Consider the following 13,389-nt stretch of genomic DNA (forward strand, 5'->3'; position numbering starts at 1 on the left):
TCATATGTGTGGCGCTATTTTATAGTGATACTTCTTTTCCTTCAGCAATGGAACGTTCAATCGCATCTACTACTCGTAAGGAATCATACGCTTCTTTTGGTGTAATAATTGATTTTGTGTTATTCGCCACGTTATTAATAAATGCCATTACTTCCTCAGCTAAATCGCCGGAAACTTCGCCATTTGTGTAATACCAATGTCTTGAATCCGGATAAGATACCCCTTTTTCACTAACAAAACGAACACCGTGGTCGCAAGAGTCTACATATGCTACGCCTTTTGTTCCGACTAATTCAAGTTTGTCGTCAATGATGGTTGGCGAATTTTCTGGCAAGACCCAGCAAGCTTCCAGGCAAGCAATTGCGCCATTTTCGTACGTAACAATGGCATAAATCACATCATTCATGCCGTATTCTTTAAGTAAAACACTGCGACTTTTGGCAATAACTTTGACTGGCTCGCTATCCATGTACCAGTTAATATAATCAATATCGTGAATCATTACGTGCATACTTAAATCAGAAGCACCTATGTAACGCTTTGGCCCGGTAATTGGACTGTTACGACGACAATAAAGATGAATAATATCACCCAATTCGCCATTATCGAGGCGCTGTTTAATCATATTAAAACGAGGATCAAATCTGAGTAAAAAGCCAACTGTAAACACTTTGTCGTAGTCTTTGGTCAGTTCATACATTGCTTTGCCGTCTTCCAGTTCTTTTGCGAGTGGTTTTTCGAGTAAAATGTGTTTTTTGTATTTTACAGCTTCTTCCACGCAATCACGGTGCATATTATCAGGTAAAACAATGCTCACAGCTTCAATCTCCGTATTTGCTAGAAGTTCGTGGTAGTCTTTGTATGCTTTACACTGAAATTTTTCTGCCATTTCGGCGCGTCTTTCATCGTTGTACTCACAAATTGCTACTAACTCTACTTGCGGAAGCTTTTGGTAAATTTCTGCATGATACTGCCCCATTTGTCCAACGCCAATTACGCCAACTTTGATTTGCTTTGTCATATCACTTACCTCTTTCTTCTTAGATTTTTTTAATTTCATTTGTAAAGCGGGTGGTTATTTCCTGTGGCCGAGTTACTGCGCCGCCAACAACAACGGCATAACAACCTAACGTAAGAACTTGTCGTGCTTTACTAGGCGAATCGATTTTCCCTTCTGCAATCACTGGGCGCTTCGTACTTTTCAAAACTTCTTTCAAATGGGAGAAATCGTCGTCGCTGATATTTTTATTCGCTGTTTCTTCGGTGTAGCCGTAAAGTGTCGTGCCAATTAAGTCAAAACCGAGGGAATCAGCGTAATAAACGTCTTCAATACTACCTGTGTCTGCCATGAAAAGCGTGTTTGGAAACTCTTTTCGAATGGCACTTAGTATGTCTTTGAGGTCTTCGTTATGTGGTCTTTTTCTCGTTGTTGCATCCATCGCAACAATTTCTACTCCCGTTTCACATATTTCTCTGACTTCTTCTAAGGTTGGTGTGATAAATACGTCCGAATCATCGTAGTCTTTTTTGTAAATACCGATAATGGGGACGTCGATCTCACTTTGAATTGCCCTAATATCTTTTGCGGTATTTGCTCGGATACCAACAGCACCACCTTGAACTGCGGCCAGAGCCATTTTCGACATAATAAATGCACTATGAAGTGGTTCGTCTTCTAAAGCTTGGCAGGAAACCACTAACCCGCCTTTGATTTTTTCCATAACAGAATTGCCCACTGATACTCCTCCTCTATACTGTGTTTCAGTGTAAAGTATGCGTTTTCAAACAGACTATATCATAAGAAAATGATTTTATCAATATCAATTAAATGAAAATTATTTTCATATTTTAGTGTGGCTAGTTGCGGAAACTAGCTTTAAAAAATGACGTTGCTGTTAAAAATAAAAAGTCCTTTCGTTTGAAAGGACTTTGTTAGTTTATTCGATTGGTAATTTGTTGGGTGTTCCGGGTTTGCGTGGATATTTGTTGGGGGTTTCTTTTGTTTTCGTGATGACGTAGATATTGCGCTCGCTTTCTTCTACTGGTAGGGAGAAAGAGAAGTGTTCCTCGACTTTTCCGCCGAATAGTTTGATGGCTTTTTCGGCTGTTTGCAGCTCTTGCTCGGCTTGGGCTGCTTTCATTACTAGGAACGAACCGCCTTTTTTGACAAGTGGCATGCACAGTTCGGATAATACGCTCATTCTTGCTACGGCACGTGCGGTTACAAGGTCGTATTTTTCGCGGTGCGCTTTGTTTTGACCAAATGTTTCAGCGCGATCATGATAAAAATGCACATCCGTTAGGCCTAATTTTTCTGCTAGTGCATCAAGGAAAGTCATACGTTTTTTCAAGGAGTCTACGATGCTTACTTTTAGATGCGGGAAGCAGATTTTAATTGGGAGACTTGGAAAACCAGCGCCAGCCCCGACATCACAAATCGTATCGAACTTAGTAAAGTCTACATAAAACGCGGCAGAGATAGAATCGTAAAAGTGCTTTAAATACACTTCTTTTTCATCAGTAATAGCTGTTAAATTCATTTTTTCATTCCATTCTACTAACATTTCGAAGTAATCGTGGAATTGTTTTAGTTGCGTGTCGCTTAATTCTATTCCTTTTTCAGCAAGTGCTGTTTGGAATTGCTCTGGATTCATATTTTTTCCTCACTTTATTTTCGCGATTTTTGCCGTGTTTAGGATGGTAGACGGGTTTGGTTTATACTTTTAAACAGGCTTGTACCATATATTTTAGCTCATTATTTTCAAGTATAAGTATTTTCGTTCTTTTTAGCAAGTTCGTATTACGTTTAACAATTATCAAACTTGTTGGCATTCTCTTTAAAACTTTTTTTGGCTTGATTTACCCATTTTCCTTCTGCTGTGGTGGAAAGTCCATCTATGTAACCCTGACAATTGCTTTTTATATCTGCTATTTTGTCCCGTTTGATCATTTTGAACATTCGTTTGCGATTTTCTGATGTTGCATGAGTTTGGCTCGCCACAAACATCCCAATAAGATTTTTTTCTAGATTTCTGCGTGACTCTAATAATTCTGCTTTTAGTTTATCTATCATGTTATAGATCACGATCCTTTTTTAGCTGATGTAGTTCTTCTTCATAAGAATTCACTTGTTTCTTATAAAGTGCTTGATGCTCTTCGTGTTCATTTTCTAGCTTTGTTAGTGTGTTTTTTACTTTCCAATCGCCTTCTTCTTGGATAGAACTGATTAAATGGTAGGCTTTTTGCAAGTCTTCAGATGCTTCGTAATCTCTTTTTTGATGGATATACCTGATTTGTTCAGAAAGGTTTTCTAGTTCTTGGTGAAACCGCCATTTTTCTTGAGATGCATCGTCCATCGCTTCGTCCAATTGTCGTCTTTTTCTATTAAAATCATCATCTAAATTTTCTAGTTTTAGCAGTAGTTGTCTTTGTTTATCCATACATGCTCCCTATTTGTTTGGCTAATTCTTGGTCGGTTTTTAGCTGGCTTTTTATTGCTTCGTTGATTCGTTCTAGCAATTTATCATACTCTTGTTCTATTTTGGTTGCTTCGACTAAGGATTTTTCGCAGTCTTGCACTGTGTCTATCACAATTTCCGGCTCAGTCGCCCCGCCCCAAGCAAGTGCGGCGAGTATTTCTGACTCATATAGATTGGAGCCGATATCCCTTGCATCTGAAAGCGTATCGCGCCACAACTCTTCAGCATTCTCGATTTCTTTATCAAAAACATCTTTTAAAGCTCTAATTTCGCCTTGAATCGTTTGTTTCATCCCTTGCGTAATTGCTAGTGCTTCCGCTGCATCCAAGAATATTTCTTCGGATGAGGATAGGCCACCACCGCTTTTTGTAAAACTGGTTCGCATGATGTTGATAGCTGCTAATTGTTGCGCTGTTACGTATTTAGCTAATTGAAGGCTGCCTTCTTTATTTGTTAGGATGTTTCCTTCTTTGTCAAACTGATAACCACCCCACATATGTTGCTCAACCATACCAGCTTTTTTCGACTCAACCTCTATTAAATGGCCAATTGTCGGGTCTCCGATACCATAACCAATTGGCACATAATCCTTCCTATCAATAAAATTAAATAATCTATCTAAAGCGTTTATTGCTTTTACGGTATCTTGTTGTTTTGGCGTTAGGTTGGAGTAGATATTCGGGCCTTGGTAGAAGAAACCCCCGCTGATGCGTTTGATGTCTTTTTTATCTAAGTCTGCGATAGCGTACTGGGCGTTCATGGAGCCTAGAGAATGACCGTATACGTAGATTTGGGCGTTTGGGTAGAGTTTCATGGTTTGTTTTAAGGTTTCTGCGGAGGTTTTTAGTTGGGGTGTTACTGTGGATCCTCCGCCATTTGTGATTTGGATTGCGGTTGGAATATCATTTACGCCCCAATCCGTCCACACATCAAGACTATCCTTATGAAACGGCGTAAGACCACTTGCCAGAGTGGGTGCAGTGGAACCTCTGTAAAGAACTGTTACCTCTTTTACTTTGCTTCTCTCAATATGGGAAGCTGTGGGCGGCGTGTATTTTTCTGTGATGATATAGGTTTGCTGTCCGGCTGCTTTGTTGTTGATTGTTTGGGATACGTTTCCTATCTTTTTTTCTCGATTGGATATTGAAATATTCACCTCCTGCTTAAGTTCTAACTTGCTGTACTCTTTTTTTGCCAATTCCACTCTCTCTTGATCAGTATTTACATGCCCCATCATCCCTACTCCTCCCAACGACCTAATAGTTTAGAAAGCTTTTCAGATACAACTGAAGCACCACCACTTAACTCTCCATTGTTCTTGCTCAAGGTATATGATACATTTAGTTCTGAATCATTATTAATTATTAATCCGACTTCTATACCTCCCATTGGGTTGTGCTCTACGCTTCCTTCTTCAATTTTATAAGAATGAATTATACCTTTTTCTGTAAAAGCATTTGGATCTAAATTTGTCAGCCTTTTTTCGAATACTTGTTTTGCTTCATCACTATAAACTACATTCATCATTTCTTTGTTTAATTTCTCCTCATCCATATAGAATTTCACCCCTAAACCAAAAATGGTTATTACTATAATTGCTAGTGCTATTATCCATCTTTTTTTCAACTCTTCACCTCTGCTGTATGCTTTTTATTTGTAGGTCTATTTTATCAAATGTTAGAAATTTTCACTTTCTTTTTTTTCAGTCTTTTAACGTTTGTTTAATTTCTTAGTTAGTATTGGCTGGACTATCTTAACTCCCCTTAAGTTCCAATTTCTTTGTAAGCTCCTTAGAGATGCTAGCACCCCCACCATCTAATTTGTCGTTCTGTTTTCCTAAAGTATAGGTAATATACCACTCTAAATCCTTATTTATAATTAAAGTAACATTTATTCCTCTCATTGGATTTCTCTCTATACTTTCTTTATTAATTTCATATGATTGAATTATACCTTCTTTCGTGAATGCTTTTGCATCCAAGTTTGTCAGCCTCTTTTCAAATACTTGTTTCGCTTCATCACTATAAACTACATTCATCATTTCTTTATTTAATTTCTCTTCATCCATATAGAATTTCACCCCTAAACCAAAAATGGTTATTACTGTAATTCCTAGTACTATTATCCATCTCTTTTTCAACTCTTCACCTCTGTTGTATGACTTTTTATTTGTAGGTCTATTTTATCACATGTTAGAAATTTTCACTTTCTTTTTTTCAGTCTTTTAATCGTCTCTTAGCTCTATAAAAACTCATTTATATCCGTTCAAAAGCCCCAATTGTTTTGTAAGCTCCTTAGATATGCTTGCTCCACCACTCTTTAAATCTTCATTATTTTTCTTCAACGTGTATGTTAATTTCAAAGCAGGATCCTTGTTAATAACTAATGCAACTATTATTCCGCCCATTGGATTAGGCTCTATACTTTCCTTGTCAACTTCATATGATTGAATTAGCCCTTCTTTTGTAAATGCTTTCGTATCAATAAGTTTTATATCATCATTGAATACTTCTTTTGCTTCATTGCTACAAACCACATTCATCATTTCTGTATTTAATTTCTCTTCATCCATATAAAATTTTATCCCTAGACCAAAAATAATCATTATTGCAATTCCAAATAGTATTATCCATCTCTTTTTCACACATTCACCTCTGTTTTTATTTTCTTAGTTGTCTAATAATTTTCCTAATTTTGCAGAATTTCCGCCACCATCATCAATTAGTTTTTTGTCATCAGCTTTATTCAATGTAAAAAAAACATATAACTCAGAATCTCCATTAACGTGCAAAGTAACATTGATTCCTCCCATAGGGTTTTGTTTGATACTTTTCTTATCAATTTCATATGTGTTAATTACACCCTTCCCAGTCAATGCTTTAGCATCCAAATTTTTCAACCCATTTTCAAAAACTCTTTTCGCTTCATCACTATATACTACATTTATCATTTCTTTATTTAATTTCTCTTCATCCATATAAAATTTCACGCCTAATCCCGCAACAATCATTACTACAACTACCATTGCTATAAACCACCTCTTTTTCACACATTCACCTCTGCAGTATGTCTTCTTCTATGTAATCCCAATCTACCTTAATTAAAAACAAGAAAAAACCACATTATTCAGCGGAAACTTTCAACTTAAACGGTAAGTTTGAAGTTTCCGTGAACATGCGGTTTCAGTAATTATAGTAATCCGTGTTCTTATTTACTTATTTTCGCTATCTTTCCTTGCTCAATATAAACTAACAAAATAGATATATCGGCTGGGTTTACTCCGCTGATACGGCTCGCTTGGGCGATGGAAAGGGGTTCGATTTTCTTTAATTTTTCTAGGGCTTCTGTTGCTAGGCCGCTGATTGCATCATAATCGATGTTTTCTGGGATTTTCTTGTCTTCCATGCGTTTCATTTTTTCTACTTGAAGGTTGGATTTTTGGATGTAGCCTTCGTATTTAATTTGAATTTCTACTTGTTCAGCGATTTCGTCGGTCACAAATGTTTCACGTGAAACAATTTGGGCGATCTTGTCGTAAGTTATTTCGGGTCGGCGAAGTAAATCTGCTGCTAGAATTCCGTCTTTTAGCTCGCCTGAGCCGATTTCTTTTAGCATTGCTTGGACTTCAGCAGTTGGTTTAATGCGTGTTTTTTGTAGTCTTTCTTTTTCTGCTTCGATGGCACTTTGTTTTGCTAAAAAGCGTTCATAACGTTCGTCGCTAATTAAGCCGATTTCATGACCGATTTCTGTTAAACGTAAATCTGCATTATCATGGCGTAATAGCAAACGGTATTCGGCACGAGATGTAAGTAAACGATATGGTTCTTCGGTTCCTTTTGTTACTAAATCGTCAATTAAAACGCCGATATAAGCTTGGTCGCGACCAAGGATAACTGGTTCTTTTTCAAAGACTTTACGAGCAGCATTGATTCCTGCCATTAAGCCTTGGCCGGCTGCTTCTTCATAGCCACTTGTACCATTAATTTGGCCGGCTGTGAAAAGACCTTCGACTAATTTAGTTTCAAGTGATGGCCACAGTTGGTCTGGCATTACTGCATCATATTCGATAGCGTAGCCTACACGCATCATTTCTACATTTTCAAGTCCCGGAATAGTTCTTAGCATTTCGCGTTGCACTTCTTCTGGCAAACTGGTGGAAAGGCCTTGGACATATACTTCCTCGGTATTTTTGCCTTCTGGTTCAAGGAAGATTTGGTGTCTTGGTTTGTCGCTGAAACGAACAATTTTATCTTCAATGGATGGGCAATATCTTGCGCCAGTGCCTTTTTTCGTTGCTGTAAACATTGGTGAACGGTGTAAGTTCGCTTGGATTATTTCGTGGGTTGTTTCGTTGGTATAAGTTAACCAACACGGTAGTTGGTCAAGCAACATTTCCACCGTATCAAAGCTAAATGCCCGCGGATGATCGTCACCCGGTTGTTCTTCTGTTTTTGAATAGTCAATCGTACTTGATTTTACGCGCGGTGGTGTTCCTGTTTTAAAGCGACGCAGTTCAAAACCTAGTTCTTCCAAGTGCTCTGAGAGTTTCACAGAAGGTTGTTGGTTGTTTGGACCGCTGGAATAGCGCAGTTCACCAACAATAATTTCGCCACGTGAGAAAGTTCCAGTAGTAATAACGACTGTTTTCGCGTAGTAAATCGCGCCACTGTTTGTAATAACGCCTTTACACACGCCATCTTCAATCACTAAACGGTCAACAAGACCTTGGCGCAAAGTGATATTTTCTTCTTTTTCAATTGTGTGTTTCATTTCGTGTTGGTAATCCCATTTGTCTGCTTGAGCACGTAATGCGCGAACAGCCGGGCCTTTACCTGTATTTAGCATCCGCATTTGGATGTATGTTTTATCCGTGTTGCGACCCATTTCGCCACCAAGAGCATCAATTTCGCGCACAACCACGCCTTTTGCTGGACCTCCAACAGAAGGATTACATGGCATAAAAGCGACCATATCTAAATTTATCGTTAACATCAGTGTTTTTGCGCCCATTCGACCACTGGCAAGACCAGCTTCTACTCCCGCATGGCCTGCACCAACAACGATGACGTCAAAAGTTCCTGCATCATAGGTTTGCATTTTATAAAAACATCTCCTAAAAAATCATTTTCCAAGGCAAAATTGATTGAACAACTGATCGAGTAATTCATCCTGGACAGAATCACCAGTAATTTCACCTAGTAAATCCCATGCACGAGTCATATCAATCTGGACAATATCCACTGGCATACCGAGCTGAATCCCTGTTGTAACGCCATTTAAAGCTTCAAGTGCTTGGTGAAGGAGCGCAATGTGTCGAACGTTCGATACATATGTTGCATCACCCGCATCAATGTCACCCGCAAAAAATAGTGTTTTAATTGCTTCTTCTAAAGCCTCTAAACCTTCATCGTTTACTAGAGAAGTGGAAACAATCGGGTTTTCTCCCGCAAGTTCACGCACTCTATTTATATCAAGCTTTGTTTCCAAATCTGTTTTATTTAAAACGACCACATAATTATGACCCGCGGCTGCTTCAAATAACGCTTCATCTTCCACTGTCAGCTCTTCGTTTTGATTTAATACTAGCAGGATAAAATCGGCATCCGCCAAGGCTTTTCTTGAACGTTCTACACCAATTTTTTCCACAATATCTTCTGTCTCACGAATTCCGGCCGTATCAATTAAACGCAGCGGAACACCGCGAACATTGACGTATTCTTCTATAATATCTCGCGTCGTCCCAGCAATATCTGTGACAATCGCTTTTTCTTCTTGAATTAATTGGTTAAGCAAAGATGATTTCCCAACATTTGGTCGACCGATAATAGCCGTTGCTAGGCCTTCACGAAGAATTTTCCCTTGGCTTGCTGTTTGTAAAAGTTGCTCGACGGAAGCGCGAACTAGCTCGGTTTTCTCGAGTAGCATTCGCTGGGTCATTTCCTCCACATCATCATACTCCGGATAGTCGATATTTACTTCGACTTGCGCTAGTGCATCCAAAATTTCTTGACGTAAATTGCGAATCAACCGTGAAAGATTTCCGTCCATTTGTCTAATTGCCACGCCCATCGCCCGGTCTGTCTTGGCGCGAATTAAATCCATCACAGCCTCCGCTTGCGACAAATCAATTCTTCCATTTAAAAATGCGCGCTTTGTGAATTCACCTGGTTCAGCTAAATTAGCCCCATTTCGAAGTAACAGTTGCAACACGCGGTTCACGGAAACAATTCCGCCGTGCGCGTTGATTTCTACCACATCTTCCCGTGTAAAAGTACGAGGTGCACGCATAACTGTGACCATTACTTCCTCAATTACTTCGCCGTCTTCTTTTATATGACCATAGTGAATGGTGTGACTTTCTGCTTCACTTAAGCTATTTTTGGCATAAAAAATACGATCCGCTATCTGAATCGCCTCTGGACCGCTTAATCTAATAATAGCAATGGCCCCTTCTCCCGGCGGTGTTGAGATTGCAGCAATAGTATCAAATTCCATTCTTTACTCATCCTTTCTCATTAGAATTTCAGCTCAAATAAGCCTTATCCTATTTTGAATAAATTTTGGCACATGATTTTGTGCATTTTCAACAACTTACGCTCCGCTTTGACCAAAGCAATTAAATTGTTAGTATTTTGAAGGTTATCCATAGACTTATTAACATATCCACAGAAAAACCATTAATAAAAATTCATCCATACCATTTTAACTTATCCACATGTGAATAACAATAGTTTTATCCTTACTAGTTAAGAAAACTTAAATTTTCTCGTTAAAGCTTTAACTTATCCTTCCACTTCCTTGGCTTTAACTCAATTCTTTTTATCTATACTAAAGTTAAAAGGAGGAGAAAAAATGAAAATACATAAACTAACTTGGGTGCTATTAATGGGGCTACTACTGCTCTCATCCTGTTCCACGAAGCAACCAAACCTATATTTGTCAGCAAATGCCGCCGCGGTTTATTCAGTCGAAAATGGTGAACCGTTATATGAAGAAAACGCTGATAAAGTAATGCCGATTGCCAGTTTGACCAAATTAATGACAGCTTTTTTAGTTTTAGAGGCTGTGGATAACAATGAATTATCGTGGGATGAAAAGCTTGATCTTGTTCGATTGGATGATCCTTCCGCGGTTTCCCTTTACGCGATTACACAAAAGAGAACGTGGTCCGTCAGAGATTTATACAGCGCGATGCTCACTATGTCTGCAAATGATGCCGCGGAAACACTGGGAGATCGTTTAGACGGAGCTAATTTTCCCAAAGAAATGAATAACCAGGCTAAAAAATTAGGTATGTCGAGTAAGACTACATTTGTCAGTGCTAGCGGACTTGATGTTGACGGAAAATCCGCTGTTTCTACCACAAAGGATTTATTTTTGCTATCATCTAAATTAATTTCCACTCATCCTGAAGTGTTAGAGACAACATCCAAATCTAGTGTCACCACTGACAAAGGCGCCAAACTTGAATCCACCAATGACTCACTCGGTTCGATTCAAGGCTTAGATGGACTAAAAACTGGATTTACAGATGAAGCAGGCTATTGCTTTATTGGAACAGCTGAACGTGGAGGAAAACGTGTGATTTCGATTGTCCTAGATGCGGGAACTGCGGAAAAACGATTTAAAGATACAGAGAAGCTGATGGAGGTTGGATTTAAAGAAAATTAACGAATGAAAAAGAACCTCTCTTTCGCTGAGAAGTTCTTTTTAAATAGTTCAGCATCAACTCTTTAAAGCGCATAGATACTTTTCCATGTATACATCTTTATTTTTAGAATTATATTGCATAATAAAGCGTGGATGTTCCAAAGGTATGATTGTATCAAAAAAATGATGCTCCTCATTTATTTTCGATAAAAAATTAAAATTCTCGCCGCTGCCAATGCAGTAACAGACCGAAGTATCTATCCCGCAATCTATTTGGTTTTGAAGTGATTCTAAAATAATTGGCTTCAGCGCCTCTTGTAGTTTCTTATTCTCATAATAGTTGCAATTAACCTCATTGCCTTTTGCATTCATACGAACAATACCAAGCGGGCAGACAAAATTCATATAAAAATCAGTATAAAATGCCTCACAACCGCCGTATTCTGTCATAACATCATATAAAAAATCTGAGGAAGACTGGTTTATATAAAATTTATCAATAAAAATACCGGTTTCGTTTTGAAGGTGTTTTGCGTCTTCAAAAGGAACGCCTGTCACAGCAGAACCTCTCCGCGCGGGAGAACTTCCAAGTATTATCCGGCGCAGTTTAGTATCATTATAGTATTTCTGATAAAATGTGGTCGTTATTTTTTGCACTAGTTCGCTTTGATCACCAGAATATGGGTTAACGGTGCGATACCCCTCCGGCAAATCAAACGAACTATTCGCAAGCGCCTCATTAAACTGCAATATTCGTTTAGCAATAGTTGTATTTTCAGTCATGTAAATTAGCCCTCTCTTTATTTTTATTTCACAATCTGCCAAACATCCTCAAATAACTCCGCATAACCCGCTTGTTCCCACCTGCTTGCAAAATAAGGATTATGAAAATAAGTGAACGCCGTAATAATCGCGTTTCCTTGGTTCGTTCGACCGCTCACTTCTTCGGCTTTTTGTGCTAAATGGGCTACGTGGTTTTTCACTAATTCTTCATTTTGTTCAATATAATCCGTATAAAGTAAAAACATTTTTCGGTCGGTTTTGTATCGTTTTTTCTTAGTATCGGCCAAGAGCCAAAGCCAGTCGTGAAGCGCATCATCTGGTGTTTGCCCTGCGTCCTGTGTCCAATCGAAAATCTCCCGCGAAGTTTCCTCTAACCAACGTAGCGCCAATTTTTGAAATAAATCCTCTTTATTTCGATAATGCTTATAAAGTGCCGCATGTGTGACGTTCAAATTACCCGCAATATCATACAGCGTCGTTTTTTCCATGCCTTTTTCGTAAATGATTTTCTCTGCCATATTTAAAATAATTTCTTGTGATAGTCTCGCCATTTTAACCCCTCGATTCAACTCATTCTTTGCTTTTTATTATACAGGAAAACAGAAAAGTTACAAATCCTTGACAAAGTAACTAAAAGGAGTATACTTCCAACTATAAAGTTACTAAAATTAAAAAAAGTAACCATTTTGAATTTAAAGGAGCGAATAGATTATGACAAATAAACGTGTTGCATTTATTTTAGGGGGTTCTGGCGGTATTGGTAAGGCCGTCGTCAACAAATTGGTCGAACAAAATTTTGCTGTTGTGGTTCATTATTCGGGTAATAAGGCTAAAGCCGAGGCGCTTGTTGAAAACATTGTGAAGTCTGGTGGAGAAGCGATTAGTGTTGGCGGCGATGTTGCTGACGAGGCGCAGATGATTCGTGCATTTGATTTCATTGAAAGCCAGTTTGGTGGAATTGATGTTGTCGTTAACACGGCAGGTATTATGAAATTAAGTCCGATTGCTACTTTGGATATGGATGAATTTGACCTGATTCAGCGAACCAATGTCCGGGGCACTTTTGTCGTTTCCAAGCAAGCTGCCCTCAGAGTTCGAGATGGCGGCGCGATTATCAATTTCTCCACTTCGGTAACGCGAAGCAGTTTTCCGACTTACGGGGCCTACGTTGCTAGTAAGGCCGGGGTTGAGTCGCTCACATTAATTCTGGCGCGCGAGCTTCGTGGGAAAGATATAACCGTTAATGCAGTAGCACCTGGCCCGACCGCCACTCCGTTATTTTTGACTGGAAAAGACGATAAAACAATTGACAACTTAGCAAAAGCCACACCTTTAGAACGCCTAGGACAACCTGAAGATATCGCAGAAACCGTAGCATTTTTAGCCGGACCTGCACGCTGGGTGAATGGTCAAGTCATTTTCACCAATGGAGGATTAGCTTAATTAAAAAAGGAGGAAAACAGAGCTATCTGGTTTT

16 protein-coding genes are annotated in these 13,389 nt (G+C 38.8%); 2 read left to right on the forward strand and 14 right to left on the reverse strand.

All coding sequences use genetic code 11. The features are described 5' to 3' along the window. Positions 1-19: 19 nt before the first annotated feature. From LMOATCC19117_RS14325 to mnmE, 12 genes are all read right to left on the reverse strand, one after another. The gene (locus tag LMOATCC19117_RS14325) at positions 20-1,021 is read right to left on the reverse strand and encodes a Gfo/Idh/MocA family protein (RefSeq protein ID WP_003722159.1); all 1,002 of its coding nucleotides are present in this window, start codon (positions 1,019-1,021) and stop codon (positions 20-22) included. Between the two features lie 19 nt (positions 1,022-1,040). Further along, entirely contained in the window at positions 1,041-1,736 is a 696-nt protein-coding gene (locus tag LMOATCC19117_RS14330) for an N-acetylmannosamine-6-phosphate 2-epimerase (RefSeq protein ID WP_003734211.1), read from the reverse strand. A 201-nt stretch (positions 1,737-1,937) separates the two neighbouring features. Then, positions 1,938-2,654, reverse strand: a complete 717-nt coding sequence (gene rsmG, locus LMOATCC19117_RS14335) for a 16S rRNA (guanine(527)-N(7))-methyltransferase RsmG (protein WP_003727613.1) — start codon at positions 2,652-2,654, stop codon at positions 1,938-1,940. Between the two features lie 152 nt (positions 2,655-2,806). Then, entirely contained in the window at positions 2,807-3,073 is a 267-nt protein-coding gene (locus LMOATCC19117_RS14340; RefSeq protein WP_003725834.1) for a hypothetical protein, read from the reverse strand. 1 nt (position 3,074) lies between these two features. Further along, complete coding sequence (locus LMOATCC19117_RS14345; protein WP_003727612.1) at positions 3,075-3,440, reverse strand: hypothetical protein; 366 nt, start codon at positions 3,438-3,440, stop codon at positions 3,075-3,077. Beyond that, a complete protein-coding gene (locus LMOATCC19117_RS14350) occupies positions 3,433-4,713 on the reverse strand; it encodes an Mbeg1-like protein (protein WP_003734210.1) in 1,281 nt (426 codons plus the stop codon). Before LMOATCC19117_RS14350 ends, LMOATCC19117_RS14345 begins: the two co-directional genes overlap by 8 nt. Positions 4,714-4,718: 5 nt before the next feature. Beyond that, positions 4,719-5,105 carry a DUF1310 family protein gene (locus LMOATCC19117_RS14355; protein ID WP_003727610.1) on the reverse strand — a complete coding sequence of 129 codons (387 nt, stop codon included), beginning with the start codon at positions 5,103-5,105 and terminating at the stop codon, positions 4,719-4,721. A 127-nt stretch (positions 5,106-5,232) separates the two neighbouring features. Further along, positions 5,233-5,619, reverse strand: a complete 387-nt coding sequence (locus LMOATCC19117_RS14360) for a DUF1310 domain-containing protein (protein WP_003734208.1) — start codon at positions 5,617-5,619, stop codon at positions 5,233-5,235. A 111-nt stretch (positions 5,620-5,730) separates the two neighbouring features. After that, positions 5,731-6,123 (reverse strand): DUF1310 domain-containing protein, encoded by a 393-nt coding sequence (locus tag LMOATCC19117_RS14365; protein WP_003734207.1) that lies wholly within the window; start codon positions 6,121-6,123, stop codon positions 5,731-5,733. Positions 6,124-6,147: 24 nt separating this feature from the next. Then, a complete protein-coding gene (locus LMOATCC19117_RS14370) occupies positions 6,148-6,528 on the reverse strand; it encodes a DUF1310 family protein (protein WP_003734206.1) in 381 nt (126 codons plus the stop codon). A gap of 158 nt (positions 6,529-6,686) precedes the next feature. Next, positions 6,687-8,576, reverse strand: coding sequence for a tRNA uridine-5-carboxymethylaminomethyl(34) synthesis enzyme MnmG (mnmG, locus tag LMOATCC19117_RS14375; protein ID WP_003725839.1), 1,890 nt, complete (start codon positions 8,574-8,576; stop codon positions 6,687-6,689). Positions 8,577-8,600: 24 nt separating this feature from the next. Then, positions 8,601-9,974, reverse strand: coding sequence for a tRNA uridine-5-carboxymethylaminomethyl(34) synthesis GTPase MnmE (mnmE, locus tag LMOATCC19117_RS14380; RefSeq protein ID WP_003727605.1), 1,374 nt, complete (start codon positions 9,972-9,974; stop codon positions 8,601-8,603). A gap of 357 nt (positions 9,975-10,331) precedes the next feature. On the opposite strand from mnmE, the gene LMOATCC19117_RS14385 reads away from it, so the two are divergent. Further along, positions 10,332-11,150: a D-alanyl-D-alanine carboxypeptidase PBPD2 gene (locus tag LMOATCC19117_RS14385; RefSeq protein ID WP_003725841.1), complete on the forward strand. Its 819-nt coding sequence runs from the start codon at positions 10,332-10,334 to the stop codon at positions 11,148-11,150. Between the two features lie 54 nt (positions 11,151-11,204). Here the strand turns inward: LMOATCC19117_RS14385 and LMOATCC19117_RS14390 are convergent, their stop codons facing one another. After that, a complete protein-coding gene (locus LMOATCC19117_RS14390) occupies positions 11,205-11,912 on the reverse strand; it encodes an SMUG2 DNA glycosylase family protein (RefSeq protein ID WP_003725842.1) in 708 nt (235 codons plus the stop codon). Positions 11,913-11,935: 23 nt separating this feature from the next. After that, a complete protein-coding gene (locus tag LMOATCC19117_RS14395) occupies positions 11,936-12,463 on the reverse strand; it encodes a TetR/AcrR family transcriptional regulator (protein ID WP_003734205.1) in 528 nt (175 codons plus the stop codon). Between the two features lie 160 nt (positions 12,464-12,623). Here LMOATCC19117_RS14395 and LMOATCC19117_RS14400 point away from each other — a divergent pair, with 160 nt between their 5' ends. After that, positions 12,624-13,355, forward strand: coding sequence for an SDR family oxidoreductase (locus tag LMOATCC19117_RS14400; RefSeq protein ID WP_003734204.1), 732 nt, complete (start codon positions 12,624-12,626; stop codon positions 13,353-13,355). The last annotated feature ends 34 nt before the right edge of the window (positions 13,356-13,389 follow it).

Source organism: Listeria monocytogenes ATCC 19117, from assembly GCF_000307025.1.
In the GTDB taxonomy this organism is placed as follows: Bacteria; Bacillota; Bacilli; order Lactobacillales; family Listeriaceae; genus Listeria; species Listeria monocytogenes_B.

What these genes read in the sequence shown, in the direction of transcription:
- LMOATCC19117_RS14325 (WP_003722159.1), bottom strand. Translation starts at nt 1,021, where the DNA reads ATGACAAAGCAAATCAAAGTTGGCGTAATTGGCGTTGGACAAATGGGG.
- rsmG (WP_003727613.1), bottom strand. Translation starts at nt 2,654, where the DNA reads ATGAATCCAGAGCAATTCCAAACAGCACTTGCTGAAAAAGGAATAGAA.
- LMOATCC19117_RS14340 (WP_003725834.1), bottom strand. Translation starts at nt 3,073, where the DNA reads ATGATAGATAAACTAAAAGCAGAATTATTAGAGTCACGCAGAAATCTA.
- LMOATCC19117_RS14345 (WP_003727612.1), bottom strand. Translation starts at nt 3,440, where the DNA reads ATGGATAAACAAAGACAACTACTGCTAAAACTAGAAAATTTAGATGAT.
- LMOATCC19117_RS14350 (WP_003734210.1), bottom strand. Translation starts at nt 4,713, where the DNA reads ATGGGGCATGTAAATACTGATCAAGAGAGAGTGGAATTGGCAAAAAAA.
- mnmG (WP_003725839.1), bottom strand. Translation starts at nt 8,576, where the DNA reads ATGCAAACCTATGATGCAGGAACTTTTGACGTCATCGTTGTTGGTGCA.
- mnmE (WP_003727605.1), bottom strand. Translation starts at nt 9,974, where the DNA reads ATGGAATTTGATACTATTGCTGCAATCTCAACACCGCCGGGAGAAGGG.
- LMOATCC19117_RS14385 (WP_003725841.1), top strand. Translation starts at nt 10,332, where the DNA reads ATGAAAATACATAAACTAACTTGGGTGCTATTAATGGGGCTACTACTG.
- LMOATCC19117_RS14390 (WP_003725842.1), bottom strand. Translation starts at nt 11,912, where the DNA reads ATGACTGAAAATACAACTATTGCTAAACGAATATTGCAGTTTAATGAG.
- LMOATCC19117_RS14395 (WP_003734205.1), bottom strand. Translation starts at nt 12,463, where the DNA reads ATGGCGAGACTATCACAAGAAATTATTTTAAATATGGCAGAGAAAATC.
- LMOATCC19117_RS14400 (WP_003734204.1), top strand. Translation starts at nt 12,624, where the DNA reads ATGACAAATAAACGTGTTGCATTTATTTTAGGGGGTTCTGGCGGTATT.